Annotated in this window: 18 protein-coding genes; 9 read left to right on the top strand and 9 right to left on the bottom strand. The window is 62.9% G+C overall.

All coding sequences use genetic code 11. The annotated features are described in order from the left end of the window. Positions 1 to 45: 45 nt before the first annotated feature. Entirely contained in the window at positions 46 to 252 is a 207-nt protein-coding gene (locus FHS84_RS18375) for a hypothetical protein (RefSeq protein WP_166936986.1), read from the top strand. A gap of 9 nt (positions 253 to 261) precedes the next feature. Continuing rightward, positions 262 to 612, top strand: coding sequence for a MarR family winged helix-turn-helix transcriptional regulator (locus FHS84_RS18370; RefSeq protein WP_166936985.1), 351 nt, complete (start codon positions 262 to 264; stop codon positions 610 to 612). Positions 613 to 734: 122 nt separating this feature from the next. Here the strand turns inward: FHS84_RS18370 and FHS84_RS18365 are convergent, their stop codons facing one another. Next, a complete protein-coding gene (locus FHS84_RS18365; protein WP_166936984.1) occupies positions 735 to 3,704 on the bottom strand; it encodes a TonB-dependent receptor domain-containing protein in 2,970 nt (989 codons plus the stop codon). A gap of 674 nt (positions 3,705 to 4,378) precedes the next feature. On the opposite strand from FHS84_RS18365, the gene FHS84_RS18360 reads away from it, so the two are divergent. Further along, positions 4,379 to 4,729, top strand: a complete 351-nt coding sequence (locus FHS84_RS18360) for a DUF2934 domain-containing protein (RefSeq protein ID WP_166936983.1) — start codon at positions 4,379 to 4,381, stop codon at positions 4,727 to 4,729. 38 nt (positions 4,730 to 4,767) lie between these two features. Beyond that, positions 4,768 to 6,570, top strand: coding sequence for an ABC-F family ATP-binding cassette domain-containing protein (locus FHS84_RS18355; RefSeq protein ID WP_166936982.1), 1,803 nt, complete (start codon positions 4,768 to 4,770; stop codon positions 6,568 to 6,570). A gap of 193 nt (positions 6,571 to 6,763) precedes the next feature. Here FHS84_RS18355 and FHS84_RS18350 read toward each other — a convergent pair whose 3' ends face one another. Further along, the gene (locus FHS84_RS18350) at positions 6,764 to 7,453 is read right to left on the bottom strand and encodes a cation efflux transmembrane domain-containing protein (RefSeq protein WP_166936981.1); all 690 of its coding nucleotides are present in this window, start codon (positions 7,451 to 7,453) and stop codon (positions 6,764 to 6,766) included. A 44-nt stretch (positions 7,454 to 7,497) separates the two neighbouring features. On the opposite strand from FHS84_RS18350, the gene FHS84_RS18345 reads away from it, so the two are divergent. Then, positions 7,498 to 7,962 carry a MerR family transcriptional regulator gene (locus FHS84_RS18345; protein WP_166936980.1) on the top strand — a complete coding sequence of 155 codons (465 nt, stop codon included), beginning with the start codon at positions 7,498 to 7,500 and terminating at the stop codon, positions 7,960 to 7,962. Here the strand turns inward: FHS84_RS18345 and FHS84_RS18340 are convergent, their stop codons facing one another. Then, a complete protein-coding gene (locus tag FHS84_RS18340; RefSeq protein ID WP_166936979.1) occupies positions 7,963 to 10,014 on the bottom strand; it encodes a S9 family peptidase in 2,052 nt (683 codons plus the stop codon). It lies immediately after the preceding gene. A 98-nt stretch (positions 10,015 to 10,112) separates the two neighbouring features. Here FHS84_RS18340 and FHS84_RS18335 point away from each other — a divergent pair, with 98 nt between their 5' ends. Continuing rightward, positions 10,113 to 10,340: a hypothetical protein gene (locus FHS84_RS18335; RefSeq protein WP_166936978.1), complete on the top strand. Its 228-nt coding sequence runs from the start codon at positions 10,113 to 10,115 to the stop codon at positions 10,338 to 10,340. A gap of 338 nt (positions 10,341 to 10,678) precedes the next feature. On the opposite strand, the gene FHS84_RS18330 is transcribed toward FHS84_RS18335, so the two are convergent. Then, complete coding sequence (locus FHS84_RS18330; protein ID WP_166936977.1) at positions 10,679 to 11,071, bottom strand: DUF1801 domain-containing protein; 393 nt, start codon at positions 11,069 to 11,071, stop codon at positions 10,679 to 10,681. Between the two features lie 235 nt (positions 11,072 to 11,306). On the opposite strand from FHS84_RS18330, the gene FHS84_RS18325 reads away from it, so the two are divergent. Further along, positions 11,307 to 12,095 (top strand): SDR family oxidoreductase, encoded by a 789-nt coding sequence (locus FHS84_RS18325; protein ID WP_166936976.1) that lies wholly within the window; start codon positions 11,307 to 11,309, stop codon positions 12,093 to 12,095. 60 nt (positions 12,096 to 12,155) lie between these two features. Here the strand turns inward: FHS84_RS18325 and FHS84_RS18320 are convergent, their stop codons facing one another. From FHS84_RS18320 to FHS84_RS18310, 3 genes are all read right to left on the bottom strand, one after another. Continuing rightward, complete coding sequence (locus FHS84_RS18320) at positions 12,156 to 12,647, bottom strand: MarR family winged helix-turn-helix transcriptional regulator (RefSeq protein WP_166936975.1); 492 nt, start codon at positions 12,645 to 12,647, stop codon at positions 12,156 to 12,158. A 375-nt stretch (positions 12,648 to 13,022) separates the two neighbouring features. After that, positions 13,023 to 13,172 carry a hypothetical protein gene (locus tag FHS84_RS18315; RefSeq protein WP_166936974.1) on the bottom strand — a complete coding sequence of 50 codons (150 nt, stop codon included), beginning with the start codon at positions 13,170 to 13,172 and terminating at the stop codon, positions 13,023 to 13,025. 59 nt (positions 13,173 to 13,231) lie between these two features. After that, positions 13,232 to 14,794: a M10 family metallopeptidase C-terminal domain-containing protein gene (locus tag FHS84_RS18310; protein ID WP_166936973.1), complete on the bottom strand. Its 1,563-nt coding sequence runs from the start codon at positions 14,792 to 14,794 to the stop codon at positions 13,232 to 13,234. Positions 14,795 to 15,036: 242 nt separating this feature from the next. On the opposite strand from FHS84_RS18310, the gene asnS reads away from it, so the two are divergent. Further along, positions 15,037 to 16,437, top strand: a complete 1,401-nt coding sequence (gene asnS, locus FHS84_RS18305) for an asparagine--tRNA ligase (protein ID WP_166936972.1) — start codon at positions 15,037 to 15,039, stop codon at positions 16,435 to 16,437. A gap of 40 nt (positions 16,438 to 16,477) precedes the next feature. Here the strand turns inward: asnS and FHS84_RS18300 are convergent, their stop codons facing one another. Further along, entirely contained in the window at positions 16,478 to 17,659 is a 1,182-nt protein-coding gene (locus tag FHS84_RS18300; RefSeq protein ID WP_166936971.1) for an iron-containing alcohol dehydrogenase, read from the bottom strand. 180 nt (positions 17,660 to 17,839) lie between these two features. On the opposite strand from FHS84_RS18300, the gene FHS84_RS18295 reads away from it, so the two are divergent. Continuing rightward, the gene (locus FHS84_RS18295; RefSeq protein ID WP_208393953.1) at positions 17,840 to 20,551 is read left to right on the top strand and encodes a beta-L-arabinofuranosidase domain-containing protein; all 2,712 of its coding nucleotides are present in this window, start codon (positions 17,840 to 17,842) and stop codon (positions 20,549 to 20,551) included. Between the two features lie 233 nt (positions 20,552 to 20,784). On the opposite strand, the gene FHS84_RS18290 is transcribed toward FHS84_RS18295, so the two are convergent. After that, positions 20,785 to 21,552 (bottom strand): hypothetical protein, encoded by a 768-nt coding sequence (locus FHS84_RS18290; protein ID WP_166936969.1) that lies wholly within the window; start codon positions 21,550 to 21,552, stop codon positions 20,785 to 20,787. Between the last annotated feature and the right edge of the window lie 1,187 nt (positions 21,553 to 22,739).

Below are 22,739 nucleotides of genomic sequence, written 5' to 3'. Positions count from 1 at the left end.
ATTTCGTATCCTCAACGGAAAGAACGGTATTTCAGGGGCATATCCATGCGTTTGCGGGCACAGATCGTCGTCGACATCGATGCGGATGATTACGTTGAAGCAGCAGCCCACCAAAACGCGCTGAAGTCCTACCTTGAGGAAATTCAGGCGCGCTATCCTCACGCCGAGATGACCATGCGGGAGCGGCGGGAGCGCCGGCACGACGGCCTCGCACTCGACACGCTGGAAGCTCCGCGGCCCGGCGCGCGCTAGAGCCGCTAGATGGCCGAGCCGGGTTCCTTTGCGCGCCTCTTGGCATTGATCGATGCGATGCGGCTATCGAGCCGCGATGTGTCGCTGCCCGGCGTCGTCTTGTTCCTGCACGTCTGCGAGAACGACGGCATCGCCATCAAGGATCTTGTCTATCTGTCGGGCTACGGCGAGAGCTTGGTCTCGCGCGCCGTGGACCGTTTGCGCGGCGAGAGCAAACTCGCCGGTTTCGACGGCGCGCTGGTAACGGTCACCCGTCATCCCGAAGACGGCCGCCGGCGCCTCGTCTACCTCACCGAGGCGGGCAGGGCGCTGAAGGCGCGCATCGACAACGCCCTGACGGGCGTGCCCGAGGAAGTCTGATCTCCACGACCTGATGATGCGCGGCAACGCCCTTGGCGTTGATCGAGCCGCTGTACGCGCTGCGCAAAAAAAAAAAAAGCGGCGGGCCGAAGCCCGCCGCCGAAAGAGTATGCCGTTACGAATTACATCTTGAAGCGGGCGCCGAGGAAGAAGCGGCGGCCGATGGCATCGTACACGTCGGCAACCGAGGTGGTGCCGGTCGTGGCGTACGCGTTCGGAACGAACGGAGCGCGGATGTTGAGCAGGTTGTTCACGCCGCCGAAGAATTCCAGTTCGTCCGTGACCTGATACGAGGCCGACAGGTTGTGCAGATAGTACGGACGGATGGAGATCTTTTGGAACGGCGTGAGGTAGACGCGGCTCTGGAAGTCCGTCTCCCACTGCATCGACAGCGGGCCGTTCTGGTAGATGAGGCCGAACTGGGCCTTATGCTTGGGCGCGCCGACCACACCGTTGTCGTTGGTGACTTCACCGAAGGATTCATCCGAGAATCCGTTGGTGTAGGTCCAGTTCAAACGGGTGGAGATCTGGCCGACATCGTCGAGGCCGAGACCGCCCTTGAGCCAATCGACTTCGTTCAGGTCGAAGTTGTGCGAGATCGCGATGTCGAAGCCGTTTTCCTTCACATAACCCTGGTTGAAGTAGCCGGTATTGACTTCGGTGATCGCACCCTTCTGGAAGTTGCCGCCAGTGGACTTGCGGACGACCATGTCGCAGAACGCGTTCGGATAGCTCGTGCCCTTGTAGCAGAGGTCGATGGCCTGCTGCCGGCCGACACGGGTGATCACGTTCTGGATGTCGATGTCGTAATAGTCGACCGACAACATCAGCGAGCCGTACGAACCGAAGTCGTGGTTGAACACGGCGCCGAGAGTGTAGGTGTCGGACTTTTCAGGCGACAGGTCCTGCTTGCCCTTGCCGTTCGTGCCGCCCGTGCCCTGGATTTCGGCAAGCGACAGGGTGAGCGAACCGGTGGCCGCAACGCGTGCTGCGACGGTCGGATCGGCCAAGCAGTGCGCCGCCGTCGAGCCCGTTGAGGTCGGGGTCACGCCGTTGCAAGGATCGTCGACCGAGGCGAAGTCTTCGCCGCCCGGTGCGAACATTTCAGTGATGTTCGCCGCACGCACCGCTTTCGCATACTGGGCGCGGAAGCGCAGGTCGTCGAGAGGCGACCAGGAGATACGGCCCGTGTAGGCGTTGGTGATGGTGGTCGAGTTGCCGGTGCCATACTGCGACCAGCGGACGGCACCGCCGACCGAAAGGTCCTTCGCCAGGAACTCGTTCTTCAGGATCGGGACTTCCGTTTCCGCGAAGAATTCGAGCACGTGGTAGCTGCCGATGGTCTCCGGCTCTTTGTTGCCGGCGTTCTGGCCCGATTGGGACAGCGCATCCGGAACGTCCGAAGCATATTCACGGCGATACTCGAAGCCGACAACACCGGAGACGTCGCCGGCCGGCATCTTGAAGACCGGGCCGGAAATCGAACCGGCGATCACCTGCTGGTCGATATTGTCGATACGGCTCTGCGGGGCCATCACATACTTGAGGGCGTCCGGAGTGACCGAGTTGAGGCCGAACAGATTGATCGGAACGCAACCTTCGGCCTGCGCGTAGCTGTTATCGCAGATGATGTCGCCGACTTTGGCCGGGCCGCCGCCGAGAAGAGCGCCAGCGGAGATATCGGCCGCAGTGGCCGTATGAGCCTGCACCGCTTCGCGCAGGTTCGGGATGTTGATCTGGCCGGTACCCTGCTGGGTGTCGAGCGTGTGACCCCAGTTGAAGTACAGATCCCAGTTATAGTTGTCGAAGATCGTGCCCTTGGCGCCGACCACGAGGCGATAGAGATCGCGGTTGGCGTTGTAATGGCGCGGTCCGAACTCGGTCAGACGGCGGCGATAGGTCAGATAATTATCCGACAAGCCGAGTTGGTTGAGCGTGGCGGCTTCCGTCGTCCAAGCGTCAGCAAGAGCCGGAGTGGCAGCCGAGGCGGCCTGTGCCAGAGCGGCATCGCGGGCGGTGAACAGATTGGCTTGCGAAGCCAGAGCCGCAGCGCGGATCGACGCGGGGACATAGGGATTGTAGATCGAAATGCCGCCGCCGCCGCCGGCGCTCGCCGGAATGTTGTTCAGGTCGGCGCTGTCATGCGGATACGGTTCGATATTGGCCGACGACTTCGTGTTGGCGAAGGTCGTTTCCATATAGAACTGCAGGCTGTTGGTCAGGTTGTAGTGACCATTGGTCGAGAACACCAAGCGATCGACCGGCACTTCGATGGCGCGCCAGGGCTGGCGATCGAAGCCGTACTTGCTGCCATACGGGCTCACGGTGCCCGTCGGGCCCACGCCGGAACCGACGACGTCAACTTCACCGCCGCCGACGGCGTTTTCGATATCGCCGGGCTTGGTGGGATCGAGCGTGGCAAGAGCGGTGGTGTCGAAGTCGGCCTGCACGGCGATACGGCCGTAGGCGCTATAGCTCGACTTGCCGCCACTGACGGTGAGGTCGGAGCGCAGCGGACCGCGGTTCTTCGCCCAGGCGCCTTCGTTGCGCGACCAGGTGGCCGACACGACGAGGTTGCCCTTGTTGTTGGCGAAGTTGCTGCCGAACATGGCATGCACTTTGTAGGTCACTTCGTCGTCGTATTCCGTACGGCCGGTCTGCACGTCGGCAGTCATGCCTTCGTAGTCGGTCTTCAGAATGACGTTGATGACGCCGGCGAGGGCGTCCGAACCGTAAATGGCCGACGCGCCACCGGTGATGACTTCGACGCGGTCGATCAGGTCGGTCGGAACGGTGTTGAAGTCCACCGCGCTCGATCCGGCGACGCCCGCGACATAGCGGCGGCCGTTGACCAGCACGAGGGTGCGATCTTCACCGAGGTTCCGCAGTTCGAGGGTGCTGATACCGGCGCCCGTCGTCGCAAAGTTCGAGTTCGTCGCCGAAATGCCGGACACGCCGAAGCTCGGGACCGAACGCAGCATGTCGGACACGTTGACCGTGCCGGACATTTGCAGGACTTCCGAGGAAATGGTGGTGACGGCAGTCGGTGCTTCGACGTTGGCGTGCGGAATGCGGGTACCGGTGACGGTCACCGTTTCCACATCGGCTGCAAACGCTGCAGTAGAGAGGCCCACAATGGCTGCAGAGGCCAGCAGGGCACTGCTAATTTTTCTTAACACTGGTTTTACCCCCTTGTTCGCAACGGCAAATTCCCTTGGCCTCAAGCGCTGCGGTACACCGCAAAGTGCCACCAGCACAGGCAAGGACGGATGTTGGGCAAGACTGCCCGATGGGGGGGGATGTCGAGCTAAAGTCGTTTGCGATAGAGCAATTAAATAACTAACGAATAGCAAGCTGAAAGCTAGTCGATATCAGATTGCTCAGGAAGCACGCGGCCAAGCGGATATGTTAATTTAGCACTCGCGGGAGCGCTCCGGAGCTCCTGATTTGACAAATCTGTGACGCTAGGTTGCTGATATTTCATGGACTCTTTGCTTTGCGACAAGCGCACATCTGCCAATCGAGAATGTCACGCAAGGGCAAGATCGGGTCGCTTTCTGGCACCGAACTGCACAAATATTAGGATGTTTCCACCGCCTTCTGCTAATTTTATATGCGTGGCAAAAACGTCTCGGTTTTCTGGAAAGTGACGTCACGCTCGGCCCTTACCTCGCGGCGGTGACGATTTCTTCGAAATCGTCGCGAATGCGGATCATGCCTGTAACCAGAACGTTGTGGTGCGGAAGAGCGATTCCGAGGTGATGAAATGGAACGGGAAGACCGCATCCGCGAACGGGCGCATGCCCTTTGGGAAGAGGAAGGCCGGCCCGAGGGGCGCCGCGAGCAGCATTGGCAGCGCGCCTGCGCTGAAATCGACGCCGAAACACGCCATGCTGGCACCAAATCGGGTATTCCGAATGTGCCTGCGGCGGGCGGCAACCCTGAGGGTATCTCGCAGACGGGAACGACCGCGAGTTCAGGTCTGGTGGGCGCAGATCCGCTCGATCAGGGCTATCCCAACACAATGGGCGTGGACGATTTGAATGTCGCCGGGGATCTCTCGGACCCGAGTGACAATCGCCTCTCGACCGGCCGCAGCAAATTGGTCGGCACCTGAGGCGTGACGTGGTGCGCGGCGTGGGCTAAACGAGCCCCATGCCCGCACCGCTTCTGACTCTGCAAGACGTCCATCTGACGATCGGAACCACGCCGCTGCTCGACGGCGCCGAGTTGTTCGTCGAACCCGGCGAACGCCTGTGTCTGGTCGGCCGCAACGGCTCCGGAAAGTCGACGTTGCTGAAAATCGCGGCCGGCATGCTGGAGCCCGATGGCGGCCGCCGCTTTGCGCAGCCCGACGCCACCATTCGTTACCTTCCGCAAGAGCCGGATTTGTCGGGCTATCCCGATACGCTGGCTTACGTGGCCGGCGGTCTCGCGCCGGGCGACGACATTTCGCGTGCGCATTATCTGCTCGGCATGCTGGGCCTGTCGGGGAGCGAGTCCATCGACGCATTGTCGGGCGGGCAGGCGCGTCGTGCCGCCTTGGCGCGCGTGCTGGCGCCTGAGCCCGATATTCTGCTGTTGGACGAGCCCACCAATCATCTCGATCTGCCCGCCATCGAATGGCTGGAAGGCGAGCTTACGGCGATGAGCGGCGCGCTGGTTCTCATCAGCCACGACCGGCGCTTCCTCGAACGGCTGTCGCGCGCCACGGTGTGGCTCGACCGCGGCAAGACCCAGCGGCTCGATCGCGGCTTTTCCGGTTACGAGGCCTGGCGCGATCAGCTCCTCGAAGAAGAAGAACGCGACCGCCAGAAATTGAACCGCAAGATCGTCGCCGAGGAGCATTGGGTCCGCTACGGCGTCACTGCGCGGCGCAAGCGCAATGTCCGCCGCATGGCGCTGCTCGGCGAACTCCGCCGCGAGCGTCGCGAGGCCCGCCGCCAGCTCGGGCAGGTGAGTTTTTCCGTCAGCGAGGCGGGCAGTGCCGGCACCCGTGTGATCGAGGCGCGCGGCATCTCGAAAAGCTACGGCGATAAGCCGGTTGTAACGGACTTCTCGACCCGCATCTTAAGAGGCGACCGGATCGGTGTGATCGGTTCCAACGGTGCCGGCAAGACCACGCTTTTAAAGCTTCTCACCAAGCGTCTGGAGCCCGATACCGGCGAGGTCATTCACGGCACCAACATCGCGCTGGTGACCCTCGATCAGAGCCGCGCGCTGCTCGACGGCCAGGCGTCGCTCAAAGAGGTTCTCACCGGCGGCCACGGCGACAAGGTCGAAGTCGGCGGCCAGATGCGCCACGTCATGAGCTACATGCAGGACTTCCTGTTCCTGCCCGAGCAGGCCGGCACGCCGGTGGAAGTGCTGTCGGGCGGCGAACGGGCGCGCTTGCTGCTGGCCAAGGCGCTCGCCAAGCCGGGCAATCTGCTGGTGCTCGACGAACCGACCAACGATCTCGATCTCGAAACCCTCGATCTCCTCGAAGAGATGATCGACGAGTATCCCGGCACCGTGCTGCTGGTCAGCCACGACCGCGATTTTCTCGACCGCACCGTGACCGCGATCCTCTATGCCGAGGGCGACGGACGCTTCACCGAATACGCCGGCGGCTACACCGATATGGTGGCGCAGCGTGGCGGCGGCGTCGAAGCGGCCAAGCCCGAGAAAGAGAAGAAGGAAAAGTCCGCGCCGCGCGCCAAGGCCGATGCGCCGCGCCGCAAGCTGTCGTTCAACGACAAGCACGCGCTGGAAAAGTTGCCCGGTCAGATCGACAAGCTGAGCAAGGAAATCGAGAAGCTGCACGCCGAACTGGCCGATCCCGCGCTCTACGCCAAGGACCCGTCGCGGGTGACCAAACTCTCCGACCGCCTCACCGCCGCCGAAGCCGAACGCACGGCGTGCGAAGACCGCTGGCTCGAACTCGAAACCCTGCGCGAAGAGATCGAGGGGAAGTAGCTCCGAACTGTCATTCCCGGCCGAGACCGGTAGCGTTGCGGAGCAACGGTAGCGGGCGAGGGGAAGGGAACCCAGGTGCATCCGCTCGCACGCCGTTGGCGGTGAGATCCGTCGTGTTTTCTGCGATCGTTGAGGTTTGAAGACCTGGGTCCCCACTGCGCTACGTTTGCTCGGCCGGGGATGACATTTGTGTTTACGCCGCCCCCGCCAATTCCATCCGTGCCTGCCGCACGATCTGCGTCGCGGTCGACAGGAACAGGCTCGCCATGATCGTCGCCACCGCGAGGTCGGCCCATTTGGTGCCGGTCACCGCCACCACGCCCGCCGCGATCAGCACCGCGATATTGCCCAGCGCGTCGTTGCGCGAGCACAGCCAGACCGAGCGGACATTGGCGTCGCCGTCGCGGTAGCGCATCAAGAGCAGGGCGGCGGTCACGTTGGTCGCCAGCGCCATTACGCCGACCACGCCCATGGTGGTGGCTTCCGGCACGCCCGTCACAAAGCTCCGCCACAGCGCCGATCCCAGCACGAACACGGCGAAACCGCCGAGCACGACGCCTTTCAACTGCGCCGCCCGCGCCCGCCACGCTACGCCGTGTCCGATGACGGCAAGGCTGATGGCATAGGTCGCCGTATCGCCCGCGAAGTCGAGCGCATCGGACTGCAGCGCCAGCGAACCTGCCAGCCGTCCGGCGACGGTCTCGATCAGGAACATCGCGGCGTTGAGCGCCAGCACGATCCAGACCGTCCGCCGGAACGCCGGCGAGCCGGTTTCGACCGAGCGGCCGACGCTTTCGCAGCCGCAGGTATCTTCGGTTTCACGCGCCCGCAGGGCGGGCATTTCGGAACTACAGGCGGTCTCGCCGCAACAATCCTTGGACATGGGAGCCGTATGCATCCTACAGTCACTGTAGGAGCAAGCCCCTTATGCCGACAAAATCCAGCCCCGCAAAACCCGCCAAGGACCTCGCCATCGGCGATCTGGCCCGCGCCACCGGCGTCAAGATCACCACCATCCGCTTTTACGAGAGCATCGGCCTGATGCCCGAGCCCGCGCGCACCGCGGCCGGCCGCCGGGTCTATGGCGAGGCGCACCGCCGCCGCCTGATCTTCGTCCGCCACGCCCGCGATCTCGGTTTCGAGGTCGATGCCATCCGCGAGCTGTTGACCCTGTCCGACCGGCCGGAGCAGTCCTGCGCCCGCGTCGACGCGCTCGCTAGCCAGCACCTCGCCGATGTCGAGGAGCGCATCGCCCGGCTCGAGCTGTTGCGCACCGAACTCACGCGCATGGTCAAAGCCTGTCGCCACGGTCGCGTCGGCGACTGCCGCATTCTGGATACGCTCGCCGACCACGGCCGCTGCGCGACCGAGCATGGCGCGGTGAGGGACTGACTACTTCGTCCACGTCCCCAGCCAGCCCAGCACTTCGTCGTGCCACTGGACCGAGTTTTGCGGCTTCAGCACCCAGTGGTTCTCGTCCGGGAAGTAGAGGAACTTCGACGGGATGCTGCGGCGCTGGAGCAGGGTGAAGGCGCCGATGCCTTGGGTCTGGTCGATGCGGTAGTCGCGTCCGCCGTGGACGATCAGCATCGGCTTCGACCAGTCTTTGACGTGGGTGAACGGATTGAACTGCTCGTAGTTCTCCGGCTTGTCGATGACCGTGCCGCCGCGTTCCCACTCGTCGAACCAGAGTTCTTCGGTGGTGAATCCCATAGAGCGCGTATCGACTTCGCCGTCGTGGCTCACAAAGCACTTGAACGGCGCGTTCCAGGTACCCGCGATCCAGTTGACCATGAAGCCGCCGTACGAGGCGCCCAGCGCGCAGGCCTTGTCGCCGTCGAGGAACTTGTATTTGCCGAGCGCGGCGGCCCAGCCCTTTTGCAGGTCTTCGAGCGGGCGGTCGCCCCAATGGCGGCTAATCGCATCTGTGAAGTTCTGGCCGTAACCCGTTGATCCGTGGAAGTCGATCATCACCGAGGCATAGCCCGCGCCGGCATAGACTTGCGGATTCCAGCGGTAATGGAAGTCGTTCGCCATCGAGCCTTGCGGCCCGCCGTGGATCAGGAACGCCACCGGATACTTCTTGCTCGGATCGAAGTTCGCCGGCTTGACCACGTATCCGTATACGGTTTCGCCATTCCAGCCTTTGAACGAGAACTGCTCGGCCTTGCCCATCTCGACGCCCTTCAGCGCGTCTTTGTTGACATTGGTAAGTTTGACCGCCTTACCGCCGTACGGCGCCGCGTAGAGCTGGGCCGGACCTTCGATCGTGTCGTGCGCATACACCAGTCCGTTGGGTCCGACATCGAACGCGCCGACATGGCCGCTGCCGGTCAGCGCCGTGACTTTGCCGCTCGCCGGATCGATCGCGAACACTTTGTGCTGGCCGAGATCGTCGGAGCCTGTCAGCAGCCGCTTGCCGTCGCGCGACCACACCGGCGCGTCGGCCGAGCGGTCCCAGGCGGGCGCCACTTCTTTGGTCTCGCCGGTCGCCACATTGCGCAGCATGACGCCGAAACGGTCGGCTTCGAAGCCGGGGCGCTTCATGGCGGTGTAGGCGAGCCACTTGCCGTCCGGCGAGAAGGCCGGTGCGGCGTCCCAGGCCTTATTGGCCTCGGTCAGGTTCTCGGGCTTCTTGGAGCCGTCGAGCGGCACCGCGAAGAGGTCGAAATTGGTGCTCCAGGGTTCGGTCTTGCCCGCCACGCGCGCCGAGAACACCAGCGTCTTGCCGTCGGGCGAAATCGAAAAATCGCCGTCGCCGCCGAACGGCTTGGTCGGGGCATCGCCGTCGAAGCCCGGCATCAGCGCCACCGGAGCGCCCTCGGCCACGCCGGAGGCGTTCAGCTTGAGGGCATAGAGATGGTTGCGGGTGCCGTCGGTCCATTCGTCCCAATGGCGCACGAACAGCCGGTCGTAGACGACGCCGGTGGTCTTGGCCTCTTCCTTGGCCTTCTTCTTCGCCACCGTGCAGGCGATGTCGGGGCACTCGGGGAAAACGGCTTGGGCGATCACCAGCGTCTTGCCGTCGGGCGAAATCTTGAACGCGCCGACATCGAGGTCGGCATGGGTGACCTGGGTTGCGGTCTCGCCTTTGACGTCGGTCTTGAACACCTGGTCGCGGCCGTCGCTGCGCCCGGAGATGAAATAGATCGAGCCGTCCGGCGCCCAGCGCCCGTTCGAAGCGCCGCCGTCCGACGCCTTCAGCCGCCGCGAAGTGCGGGTCTTGAGATCCACGATCCAGAGCGAATGCGCCGCCTTGTTCGCGGCATAGTCGACCGTCCGGAGGTCGTAGAGGGCGTAGCGTCCGTCCGGCGACACCCGCGGATCGTCGATGCGGTCGAGGGTGGCCATCAGTTTGGCGGTGAACGGGGCGGCGAGGGCGGGAGACAGCGAGGTCGCAGACAGGAAGGCCGCGGCAACGGCGGCGAGACAGCTACGGTGCATGGAAAACCTTCGGAAGTTGACGGCCGCGGACATTAGCGGCACAGGATCGGTTGTGCGAGGGCCCTCACCGCGAAGTGACGCCCCGCGAGGAGATACACATGCGCGCCATGCGAACCTACAGCCGCCGGGTCTACCGCAACACGATCCTCTTCGGCGTGGGGCTGGTCGCGGCCGGCGTCGCGCTGCTGCTGGCGAACATCTTCCTCTTCACCGGCTTCGCCCCGCTGGTGCGCGCGATCGCCGGGATCGTGGATTTCTTCCTCTACTTCTTCGGCGGCTCCTACCTGCTGGCCGGTTTCTACGGCTTGGCGAAGGCAAAGAAATAGGATGCCTGCTCTTTCCTCGCTCGCGGATCTGCGCACTGGACGACGCACGATAGGGGACGAGGTGGTCCGCAGGGTGACGAATGGGTTCGCCAGACGCGGCCCGCATGAAAATTGGCGGCGCCCGTTGCGGAGCGCCGCCGAGTTCATGCCCAAAGGGGAGGAACCCCAAAAGGCGAGGCTAAAAATAAGGGAATCTGCGGACTTTTGGCGCATAAATTCTGGATATGGTTGCGGCCATTCCGGTCATTGCGCACCCTAAGTTGCGTCACTTTCTGATAAAATCAGACAAATGTCGCAGGTCCTTGTTACCAATAACAATCTTGGCGTGCAGGCCGCCCTCAGCCGGGTTTTGCGCGCGACCGCTTCTTGGCGGTCTCGGCATTCGCTTTCACCGCCGCCCGGATCAGCGCGATCAGCGCCTTTTCGTCGACCTTGTCGCCTTCGCGGAAGTCGATGGCGCGGCGGGTATTGCCGTCGAGGCTGGAATTGAACAGGTGCGCCGGATCGGGCAGCGCCGCGCCTTTGGCGAAGGTCATCTTGACCACCGCTTTGTAGGTCTCGCCGGTGCAGACGATGCCGTCATGCTCCCACACCGGCACGCCGCGCCACTTCCAGGTTTCGGTCACGTCGGGATCGGCCCGATGCACGATCGCCCTGAGCCGCGCCAGCATCTCGCCGCGCCAGTCGCCGAGTTCCTTGATGCGCGCATCGATCTGATCGGATGGGGTCATGGGGGGCTCCGCCGCCAAATGGGGTCGGAGTGGATTTAATTTGTTCTTCTGACGATCGGCAACAGCGCCGCTCGCCGTTGCGCGGCCTGCCGTTGGAACCGCCCGTCGCCAGTCGCGGCCCGGTCGTGCATGGACCGATTGGTAATGAGGGCATACAAAGCGGCCGGTCCGTACGAACCCTGTCGGACCGGAACGTCGCTGGGAACCGGCCCCGCGCTCCGCGAGTTGCCATTCCATGCTGACGATCGATCTTTCCGGCCGGCGGGCCCTGGTGACGGGCGGCGACGGCGGCTTGGGTGCGGCCGCGTCTCGGGCGCTGGCGGCGTGCGGCGCCTGGGTCGGCATCGGCTGGCGCGGCGACCGGGCTCCGGCGGAGGCGCTGGTGGCGGAACTCCATGGCGCCGAAGGCCGTGTCGTGCCCATTCATCTGGAAGATGTGGCGGACCCGGAGTCGGTCGCGGCCGCGTTTGCGGCGGTCGACGAGGAACTCGGCGGCATCGACATCCTCGTCAACAATGCCGGCATCGACGGCAAACGCCAGCTCTGCGCCGAAAGCGATCCGGCAGCGTGGCGGCGGGTGATCGAGGTCGATCTGATCGGCCCTTATAACTGCGCCCGCGAGGCGGCGAAGCGGATGATCGCCCAGCAGCGCGGCGTGATCGTCAACGTCACCTCCGTGCACGAGACGATCCCGTGGACCGGGTATTCGGCCTACACGGCGGCCAAGGCGGGCTTGTCGATGTTCACCCGCACGCTGGCCCAGGAGATTGCCGAGCACGGCGTGCGCGTCGTGGCGATCGCGCCGGGCGCGATCAAGACGCCGATCAATGCCGATGTCTGGAAGGATCCGGCAGGCAAGGCGGATCTGCTCGGGAAAATCCCGATGGACCGTATCGGCGAGCCGAAGGATGTCGGTCGCGTGATTGCGTTCCTGGCAAGCGATCTCGCCGGCTACGTCACCGGAACGACAGTTGCCGTCGATGGCGGCATGCTGCTGTATCCCGGCTTCCGGGAAGGCGGGTAAAAGCCAAAAGCGAGGCGGAGAACCGCCTCGCTCTGGAACGTCATCGCTGTCAGCCGGAGATCAGCGCGTAAAGCGCTTCAGACCTTCGACGAAGGCGCCGAGTTCGGCCTTCGTGAACTTCTGGCCGATCCACTTTTCGTGTTCGTGGATCGCGGCCTTGGCTTGCGTCAGGACCTTCTTGCCCTTGGCCAGCACATACAGCTCTTGGCGGCGGCCGTCTTCGGCCGACCGCTTGCGCACGATCAGTCCGCGCTCTTCAAGACGGTCGACGATGGCCATCATGGAAGCGCGGTCCATGCCGAGCTCGTTGGCGAGCGCGATCTGGGAGACCGCCGGGTTGGCTTCGATCAGCCACAGAACGCTGGTCTGCTTCTGCGTGAGATCAAGCTTTTCCATGGCGGCTTCGAACTGCCGGCGGATGGCGACATACGCCATACGGACCTGGTAGCCGATGTTGTCATCGAGCTTGTTGTGTTTGAGGGCGGGCTTTTCATTCGTCGGGGCGGACGCAGACTTGCGCTCGCGCCGGGTCGAGGAGTGTTCCATAAGCATTTTTTGGGAAATTCCTGCTGCGGTACTTATCGCTAAGGCAATCGTACTCGATCACCCCGAAAGGTGGCAACGGCGTCCGGTTCGTACGCATTGCTTTACAACGCGACATAACGAACCGGCAGGGCGCAATATTTTTTGTAATCTGATGATCGCAACGCGGCCGATAGACACTCATTCTGTCGGCAATGCGTACGGCCGGTGCAGCGCTCGAATGGGCGAAATTCGGCAGGGCGTTCAAGCAGCCGAGGCCGTTCAGTAATTGTGCAGTTGCGACTTGTTAACTGTCAAATATCTCCCGGAAGATCGGTTATAACGTCCTCTATTTACAAGAAAAATCCGCCGCGCAGCGGCGGCGGATTTTCTCGCTGGATCGGATTATTTGTGATCCTTTTTGCTATCTTTCGGTGTGGATTTCGGTGTTTCGCTGCGCGGCTTCGGCGGCGGTTCTGACTGCTTTTGCAGGGCACGTTCGACCTGTTCGACTCCGCCTTCGGCGGGTTGCTCATGCGCATTGGGGTTCGGCATGGTGCGTCCTCCTGTCGTTCGTCATGAAAACAGCTTCGATGGCCAACCGTTCCGGAATCTCATCCCGTTGCTGCGTGCCACATGCGGGGAGATTCGATCAGTCCCGGACGCAGAAGCGGGCTTGCATTGGCCAGCGGCGTCGATGCGGGAAGGGCCAGAGGATCGTTCAGCGCGTATTTGGACGAAGATACTGGCGAAGGTTGTGTGGCGAGTAGGCTCGCAGGATCCCATCCGATTTGTGTGGAGGAGGTATCATCGATGGTACTGGCTGAGGAGAGCGTGCTCGTCAGCGACAACGACTTATCCGCGAATTTTACGACCTCGATCGACGACAGCGTATCGGAGATCCCGCTGCCGGTGAGCGTTGCAGCGCCGCTGCCGGTCTTCGTGAGTTTGTAATCCGCGGCGTTGCCGGACACAATCAGCGTATCGGTCCCGGCTCCGCCGTCGAGCGCATCGCTGCCGGTTGAGACATAAAACGTGTCATTGCCGCCGCCGCCGCTCAGGTGATCGTTACCGGTGCCGCCGCGGATCGTGTCGGAGCCCGCGCCGCCGATCACGGTGTCGCCGTAGTTGTTGCAGGTGACCGATGTGCCGCCCGTTGTGCAGACCAGCTTGTTGATCTTGGTATCGTAGGCGATGGCGATGTTCTTCGTCAGGCCGGCCGCGCTCGAATAGGTGCCGGGATTGAGGTTCACCGATGCGGTGCCCGTGAAACCGGAGAGATCGAGCGTGTTGTTGGTCCCTTTGTCCCACAGCGTGACGACCGGCTTGGTGTTCTGCGTGAAATCGAAAAAGGGCTTCAGCGCGCCGGTGATATTGGTATGAAACCCGAACACTTCGCCGCCGTCGAGCGGCGTGGTGGTGGCGACGCCGTAAAGCCGCTGAATGGCCAGGATGTCGAGCGGCATCCAGGTCGTCGGCTGGTGTCCGCCCCAATTCACGCCACTGACCGGCGCTTGCGAGGAGTATTGCGACGTCGTGTTGGGATCGATGTACGACATCACCGAGTACAGCTTGGTGTCGTAGGCGCTGTATTGCTGGGTCATGGTGTTGACGGAGCCGTCATACGGACCGGCATGGCCAAGACCAAGCACGTGACCTTCCTCGTGCAGCAGGTTTTCGATGGTGAAGCCGCCCTGACTGGCGAACCCGGTGATCGGGCCGAAGGACGTGCCGGTCGTGTCGATGCTGACGGCGCCGCGATAGATCGTGCCGAGCACTTTGCCGCCCGTCGTGCAGGCGTTGAGTGCGGGCGTGTAGAGCGAATACGCGTAGGACCCGCCGTCGTTGCTGCGGCGGAAGCTGATCTTGGCTTGCGATGCGTTGGTGGTCTGTACGAATTTGATGTTGGCCACCGCCGACCATAATGCGAGGCCCGCGGCGAACCATTTCTGCTCCGTGGCGCTCCAGAGCGACGCGGGATCGAAATAGTAGGCGATCGTTCCGCCGGAACTGCCTGCCGACGTGCCGCCCCATTTGCGGGCCGTGGTCCAAACGCTTGAGTAGGTTGCCGGTGTGTTTAGGTTCCAGCCGTAGAAGCTCTTTTTGGCGAGCGTGCCGTCGCTGGCGACGCTGGAGATGAACGCAACTTCGTCGTTTATGGTCGGAGTGACCGCCATTCCCTCTTCCTCTTTTGCAATGTGATCCGGCTGCGGGCGGGAATGTGGCGAATGCTTGTTGCATTGTCGCGAAGCAACTTAAGCGGTCACAGAATTTTCACGGCATCTGAAAATATGCACAGTGCCTGTGCGACGAAATGGCTTGAATGCGCGTCGCGAACAGGGCAGCCCCGCCGGAGAATCGCTGGACAAAATCGCGCTCCCGTCTGTAAATCCGCCGGTCGATTTAGCTGGGCATCATAATGAGCACGTATTCCGGTCGCGCGATTCTGAAGGGTCAGGCGCCGCAGGACGAAACCGTTACCGTCAAGGGATGGGTTCGTACGCGGCGCGATTCAAAGGCGGGCATTTCCTTCCTGCAGGTTTCCGATGGGTCCTCATTCCATCCGGTGCAGGTCGTTGTTCCCAACACGCTGGCAAACTACGCCGACGAGGTGTTGAAACTCACCGCCGGTTGCGCGGTGGAAGCGTCGGGCAAGATCGTGCCGTCGCCGGCCAAGGGCCAGCCGTTCGAGATGCAGGCCGAAAGCGTGACGGTGGTCGGCTGGGTGGAAGATCCGGACCATTATCCGATCCAGCCCAAGCCGCACACCGTCGAATATCTGCGCGAGGTCGCCCATCTGCGTCCGCGCACCAACATCATCGGCGCGTCGGCCCGCGTCCGTCACACCCTGGCGCAGGCCATCCACGGCTTCTTCAACAAGGAAGGCTTCGTCTGGGTCAACACCCCGATCATCACCGCGTCGGACTGCGAAGGCGCCGGCGAGATGTTCCGCGTCTCGACCCTCGACCTCGCCAATCTGCCGCGTACGGATGAAGGCAAGATCGACTTCTCGAAGGACTTCTTCGGCAAGGAAGCGTTCCTGACCGTGTCGGGCCAGCTCAACGTCGAGACCTACTGCATGGCGTTGTCGAAGGTCTACACTTTCGGACCGACGTTCCGCGCCGAGAATTCCAACACCTCGCGCCATCTCGCCGAGTTCTGGATGGTCGAGCCGGAAATCGCCTTCGCCAATCTGCAGACGGATTCCGAACTGGCCGAAGCGCTGCTCAAGCACGTCTTCAAGACGCTGCTCGACGAGCGCGCCGACGATCTCGAATTCTTCGACATGCGGGTGGAGAAGGGCCTCGTCAAGAAGCTCGAAGGTATCGTCAATTCCGAATTCGTCCGCATGGACTACACCGAGGCGGTCGACATCCTCGGCAAGTCGGGCGCCAAGTTCGAATACCCGGTGAGCTGGGGCACCGACCTGCAGTCGGAGCACGAGCGCTATCTGACCGAGAAGCACGTCGGCAAGCCGGTGATCCTGATGAACTACCCGAAGGCGATCAAAGCCTTCTACATGCGCGTCAACGACGACGGAAAGACCGTGGCGGCGATGGACGTGCTGGCGCCCGGCATCGGCGAAATCATCGGCGGCAGTCAGCGCGAAGAGCGTCTCGACGTGCTCGACGTCCGCATCGAAGAGACCGGCATGAACAAGGACTCGTACGACTGGTATCGCGATCTGCGCCGCTACGGGACGGTGCCGCACGCCGGCTTCGGCCTCGGCTTCGAACGCACCCTGATCTACGCGACCGGCCTCTCAAACGTCCGCGACGCCATCCCGTTCCCGCGCACGCCGGGAAATGCACGGTACTGATGAAAAAGGGGCCGCATTCGTTGCGGCCCCTCGTTCACTTTCACGCAAACGCCTTTTCGTAAATTTCCACCGTCTCTTCGAACGACAGCTTGTAGCGGTCGAGTTCGAACAGGCCGCCCATGGTTTCGCGGGCATTCCTGGCCAGCGCCGGCAGTTCTCCCCTGGTGATGCCGTAATCCGACATCTTCAGGCTTTCCATGCCGCACGCCTTGATCATCTTTTCCAGCGCGGTGAGGAACGCGGCGGCGCGCTTGTCCTTCGGCAGCGCCTCGACGTCTTCGCCCATCGCCTTGGCCATGGCTTCGTAAAGCTCGCCCGGAATCTTGCCCAGGAAGAAGCCGAAATAGGCGCGGCACAGCATGATCAGCCCGGCGCCGTGTTCGAGCTTGGGATGGAACGCGCTCATGGCGTGTTCGAGCGAATGCTCCGACGTGCAGCAGGAGGCGGTCTCGACCAGGCCGGACAGCGTGTTGGCAAGGGCGACCTGGGCGCGGGCTTCCTTGTTCGAACCGTCTTTCACCGCCACCGGCAGCCAGCGCGCCAGCAGTTCGATGCTTTTCAGCGCAAACAGATCGCCCATCGGGTTGGCGATGGTCGCAATGAAGCCTTCGGCGGCATGGAAGAAGGCGTCGAAGCCCTGATAGGCGGTCAGCGCCCGCGGCACGCTCATCATCAAGTCGGGATCGACGATCGACAGATACGGGAAGGTGTGCTTGTTGCCGAAGCCGATCTTCTCGTTGGTGTCTTCCTTGGTGATGACGGTCCACGGATCGGCTTCGGTGCCGGTACCCGCAGTGGTCGTGATCGCGATGATCGGCAGGGCGCCTTCGGTCACCGGCTTGCCGCCGCCGCTGCCGCCGGCAATGTAGTCCCAGTAATCGCCGGGATTCTTCGCCATCACGGCGATGCTTTTGGCTGCATCGATGCTGCTGCCGCCGCCGAGGCCGACGACGAAATCGCACTGCTCGGCGCGGGCGATCGCCGCCGCTTCCATCACGCTCGACTTGGTCGGGTTGGGCTGGATCTTGTCATAGACCACCGTCTCGGCGCCGTTTTTGTGCAGCAGCGCTTCCACGCGGGACAGGTAGCCGAGCTTGCGCATCGAGGTTCCGGCGGAAATCACCACCAGCGCCTTCTTGCCGGGCAGCGGCACGCGGCCCAACTCGTCCAGGGCTCCCGATCCAAAGCAGATGCTGGTCGGCATGAAATAGGTGAAGGTCATGATCGGACTCCGAAAAATCTATCGCGATAGGGTTGTGCTATCGCCGCGAAGCGCATCCTACCGCCCTCCGGATAGGCGGGAATGTGCGGTACTGCCGCTGTCATAAGTCAGACATTTAGTTGCCGGGTCCGCGGGGCCACGCTAGGCTCGGGCAAAACAGGCGTTTCAGGGAGAAAAGTCGTGGGCAATACGAAGGGTTTCGGTCGGCGTACGTTCCTGAGTGGCGCGGCGTTGGCCCCGCTCGCGGTTTCGGCGGAAGCACGGGGCAAACGCATTGCCGTGCGTCGTCCGCCTCTGAACCTCGCTCTGATCGCGACCGTCGCCACGTCGCGCGCGACCAGCAATGCCGAACGCGCCAGCGTGAACAGCGGTTACGCGCCGTCCAACTCGGCCGACGGCAGTCACGATGCGCTGCGCTATTGGGAGCCGGAAGGGGCTCAGTGGGTCGAATACACCTGGACCAAGCCGGTCACGCTCGACAGCGTCGACGTCTACTGGCACATCGCCGGCACCTGGCTGTATGCGCCCAAAAGCTATCGCGTGTTGTATTGGACCGGCTCCGCGTTCGAACCGGTGAGCGCCGCCGCTGGGCTCGGCATCGCCGCCGATCAGTTCAACACCACCACCTTCAAGCCGGTGAAGACGCTGCGCCTGCGCCTCGAAATCGAGGCGGATAACGCCAAGAATTTCGCGCTGCTGCAGTGGAAGGCCTACGGCCGGCCGAGCGTGCTGCTGCCGCGCGTCGATGCGGGACTGGACCGGACGCTAATCGCGGGCGGCGAGACCTATCTGCTCGGCAAGGTTCGTTCGCTCGGCGAACAGCCGGCGCTGCTGTGGCGCAAGACCAGCGGTCCCGGCGAGGTGAAGATCGCCGACGAGGATGCGGCTCAGACCTCCGCCACGGCGACGGTGCCCGGTAACTACACGCTGGAACTTGCCGCACGCGGACCGGTGACGTCGTCGCTGGCGTTGAAGGTGGAAGCGCCGCCGCCGGACGAGCGTCTCGATGTCGTCTATACGACGCCGTACGCAATCACGAGCCCGTTCTGGAAGGCGCGCACCAAGGCGCTCATCGTCAACTGGATTCCGTATTGCGTGAAGCAATGCGAGCGCACCGATCTGACCATCGGCGAGGGCGGTCTCGACAATTTCATCGAAGCCGCGAAAGCGTTGCGCGGCCAGCCGCACGGCAAGCACAAGGGGTTCGTGTTCTCCAACGCCTGGGTGCATCAGACCATCGAAAGCATGTGCATCGCCTTGATGGTGGACGCGCAAGGCGATCCGGAAATCCTCAGCGCCCAGGCCGCGATGCGCGTGACGCTGGAAAAATGGATTCCGATCATCCTCGCGGCGCAGCATCCCGACGGCTATCTGCAGACCGCCTATACGCTTGCCGACCGCAAGGAGTGGCCGGAACGCTGGTCGCCCGAGCATCGCGATAATCACGAAGGCTATGTCTCCGGCTATTTCATCGAGAGCGCGATCAATCACTACACGCTGACCGGCGGCAAGGATTTGCGCCTCTACAACGCCGCCAAGAAACTCGCCGATTGCTGGGCCGCCAATATCGGGCCGGGCAAGAAAGCATGGTTCGACGGCCATCAGGAGATGGAGCAGGCGCTGGTGCGCTTCGGCCGTTTCGTCAACGACATGGAAGGACACGGTAAAGGCGATGCCTATATCGCGCTGGCCAAGTTCCTCTTGGAGTCGCGCCAGGGCGGCTCGGAATACGACCAGAGCCATCTGCCGCCGCAGCAGCAATACGAAGCCGTCGGCCACGCCGTGCGTGCGGTCTATTTCTATTCCGGCATGTCGGACATTGCCGCCGAAACCGGCGACCGCGGCTATCAGAGCGCGGTGGCATCGCTGCGCGACAACATGGTCAACCGCAAATACTATGTCACCGGCGGCGTCGGGTCCGGCGATACCTCCGAAGGCTTCGGCGACGATTACGCGCTCAAGAACGATGCCTATTGCGAAAGCTGTTCGAGCTGCGGCCTGATCTTCTTCCAGTACAAGCTGAACCTTTCCTATCACGACGCGCGCTACGCCGATCTCTACGAAGAGACGATGTACAACGCGCTGCTCGGCTCGGTGGACCTCGAAGGCAAGGCCTTCACCTACACCAATCCGCTGGAAGATCGCGCTCCGCGCTATCACTGGCACACGTGCCCGTGCTGCGTCGGCAACATCCCGCGCACGCTGTTGATGGTGCCGACCTGGACCTATGTGAAAGGCAAGGACGGCCTCTATGTGAACCTGTTCGTCGGCTCGAAGATCGACGTCGGCGACATCGCCGGCACGCGCGTCGAGATGGTGCAGGAGACCAATTATCCGTGGGAAGGCGCGGTGGCGATCACCGTCAATCCCGCCGAGGCGAAGGAATTCGCCGTCCGCATCCGCGTCCCCAATCGCGCCACCAGCACACTCTATGCCGCAACGCCCGCCATCGGCGGCCTGAAAAGCCTCACGGTCAACGGCGTCGCCGTGCCGGTGACGATCGAGAACGGCTACGCGGTGATCCGCCGCCGCTGGCAGAAGGGCGATAAGATCGCGCTCGAATTGCCGCTCGGCGTGCAGACGGTGAAGGCCGACGGCCGCATCGAAGCCACCCGCGGCAAGCTCGCGATCCGCCGCGGCCCGCTGGTCTACAATGTCGAGACCGCCGACCAGCCGCGCATCGATCTCGCGATGGCGAACGCCGCCCTCAGCGAAACCTGGCGCCCCGATCTCCTCGGCGGCGTGGTGGCGGTGAAAGGTCAGTGGGCGGACGGTTCGCCCTTGCTCGCGATCCCCAACTACGCCCGCATGAACCGCGCCGGCCCCGCCGGCGAACACCCCGTCGAACACAACCACGGCCCGGTACTGAGCCAGGTGTGGATCAAGGCATAGCGTCCCGACTCGTCATGGCCGGGCGTTCGACCCGGCCATCCAGAGTTTTTGTGAAAGCTGGCTTTTTGACGGGCCAGAGGTCTCCCTGTCATCCCGGACGCGCCACGGTGGCTTTTCCGTCTGGCACGTTGGCGCGATCCGGGAACCACTTCGAAATCTGACTTGCGTTGGAGTAGGTCCGGGCACGCCCCGGCATAGCGCTTCGCGCGAAGCCGGGTTGACGGGGATGACAGTTAGGCTTTGGCGCCGCCGGGCGGAATGAAACGCTGTGCGGGATTGCCGTGATAAGCGTGATGGCCGACATGCGTGAGGCGGCCCTCCGTATCGAGCCAGATTTTTCCGCCCAGCCGCCGCCAGCGCCAGCAGAAGGCATAGTCTTCGCTGAGATAGGACTTGGTCTCGGGATCGATCATGCATTCGAACAGCGCGTATTGCGTCGACGGCGTCGGATCGAGGCGCGGATAGGTGTGGATGCCGCTGTAGCAGAGGTCCGGATAGGCCGCGACCATGCGCTCCACCATCGCGCGCGTGATCATCATGAAGCCGGTGCCGGCGTAATCGCCGGTGACGAACGGGCCGTCCCACTCCGCCGCGGCGGCGGGCAGGGGCCGTCCGACATAGTGCAGCGCCAGTTCCTCCACCGTGTCGAACGCCGGGTGCGGCTCGGGGACGGGAATGGTCCAATCGAGCGCCTTCAGCGGATACATGCCGGCCACCAGGTCCTTGTCCGCTTGCAGCAGCCGCGCCACATGCTCCGGCCGGAAGGTGATGTCGGAATCGACGAACAGCAGGTGGGTGGCCTGGGGGTGCTTGAGGAATTGCGAGACGATGGTGTTGCGGCAGCGCGTGATCAGCGCGTCGTTGCCCAAGAGGGTGAAGTCGACATCGAACCCGTTGGCGGGCGCGTATCGTGTCAGTTCGATCAGGGATTGGACATAGCCCAGCGACAGCATCGCGCCGAAGCACGGCGTCCCAATGATCACCAGCGGTCTTGCCGACATTCCTGCCTCCGTTCCGGTCCTTGCGAAGGCACCCGACGCCAAACCAAGAAACGGCCGCGATACTGTTCGATGTTGGTAAACAAAAGGTTGCTCAGGCGCCGAGCGCCGATTTCCGCGCAGAAGCGCCCGTCTTTTCTGCCCCACGCGGGCGCAACGTTCTCTCGACCCGCACCGAGACCGCGGGGGGAAGTCCGCAGCGAAGCGCGGGAAGGGGGGCTTATTCAGCGCACGGACGATCCCCCCTTTGCCTCGCTACGCTCAGCACTTCCCCCCGCGTTCTGAGTGCCAACGCAAAAATTCGTCCGCCCGCGTGGGGCAGAAAAGAATGCGTGGTGCAGAAATAACAACGCGATCTCTCCGCGTATCTTTTCTGCCCCCCACGGGCGCTTCCTTTTCTGCCTCACGCGGGCGCACCCCAACTGTCATCCCCGGCGGAGCTAGCGCAGCGCAGCGACGGGAAGGGGACCCAGGTCGTGACAACGGCACGCTGCCGGCAGTGATCTTCGCTTGTTCTTCTTCGCCCAATGTATTTCGGCTCCTGGGTTCCCTTCCCCTCGCAGGACGCTGACGCGTCTTGGCTCGGCCGGGAATGACAGCAAGGGAAATCGCTGCGCGCGTCATTCACCAATTCATCATTGTGACGCGTTTCATTCGTCCATCTTCCGGAAATTATTGCGGCTGCGTCGCGCAACTAGGTGCAGAAAAATAGTTTTCCCTGCGTCTTGAATCGTTGGCACCGCATACCCACATCGAAATGCGGTGTTTGACAATGGAGGACGGCTTTCGGCCGATAAGCGCGACCGGAAAACTGTTTCACATTTTTCCGATCCGTCGCGTGGCCTAAACTATCTGCGCAAATACAGGAGTATCGCGCCCGCACGCGCTGCAAAAGCATGACCCCCGCGAGGACCGCGTAAGCCCGAGTAAGACCGCTATGGCGGCGTCGGCGGCGTCACAAGGCGGTGGGTTTGCTCACGCACTCCGCAGAAAGAGACCAATGCGCCTGTCGATCGCCGCCTGAAAACGGCCTCCGGAGGCGGCGGCGGGCTTGAGGCTGAAGGCGGAATTCTTCGATTCCGCCTTTGGTATATGGAGCGCGGCGAGCGAGGGTTGCGAAAAATCTTTCCTCCCCCGCGGAGAACAGAACTTCGAACGGCACGCCATGGAAATAGCGGGGGAGGTGGCGC

This window comes from Rhizomicrobium electricum, from assembly GCF_011762045.1.
GTDB classification, from domain to species: Bacteria; Pseudomonadota; Alphaproteobacteria; order Micropepsales; family Micropepsaceae; genus Rhizomicrobium; species Rhizomicrobium electricum.
This window is presented reverse-complemented; position numbering and strand designations above follow the sequence as displayed.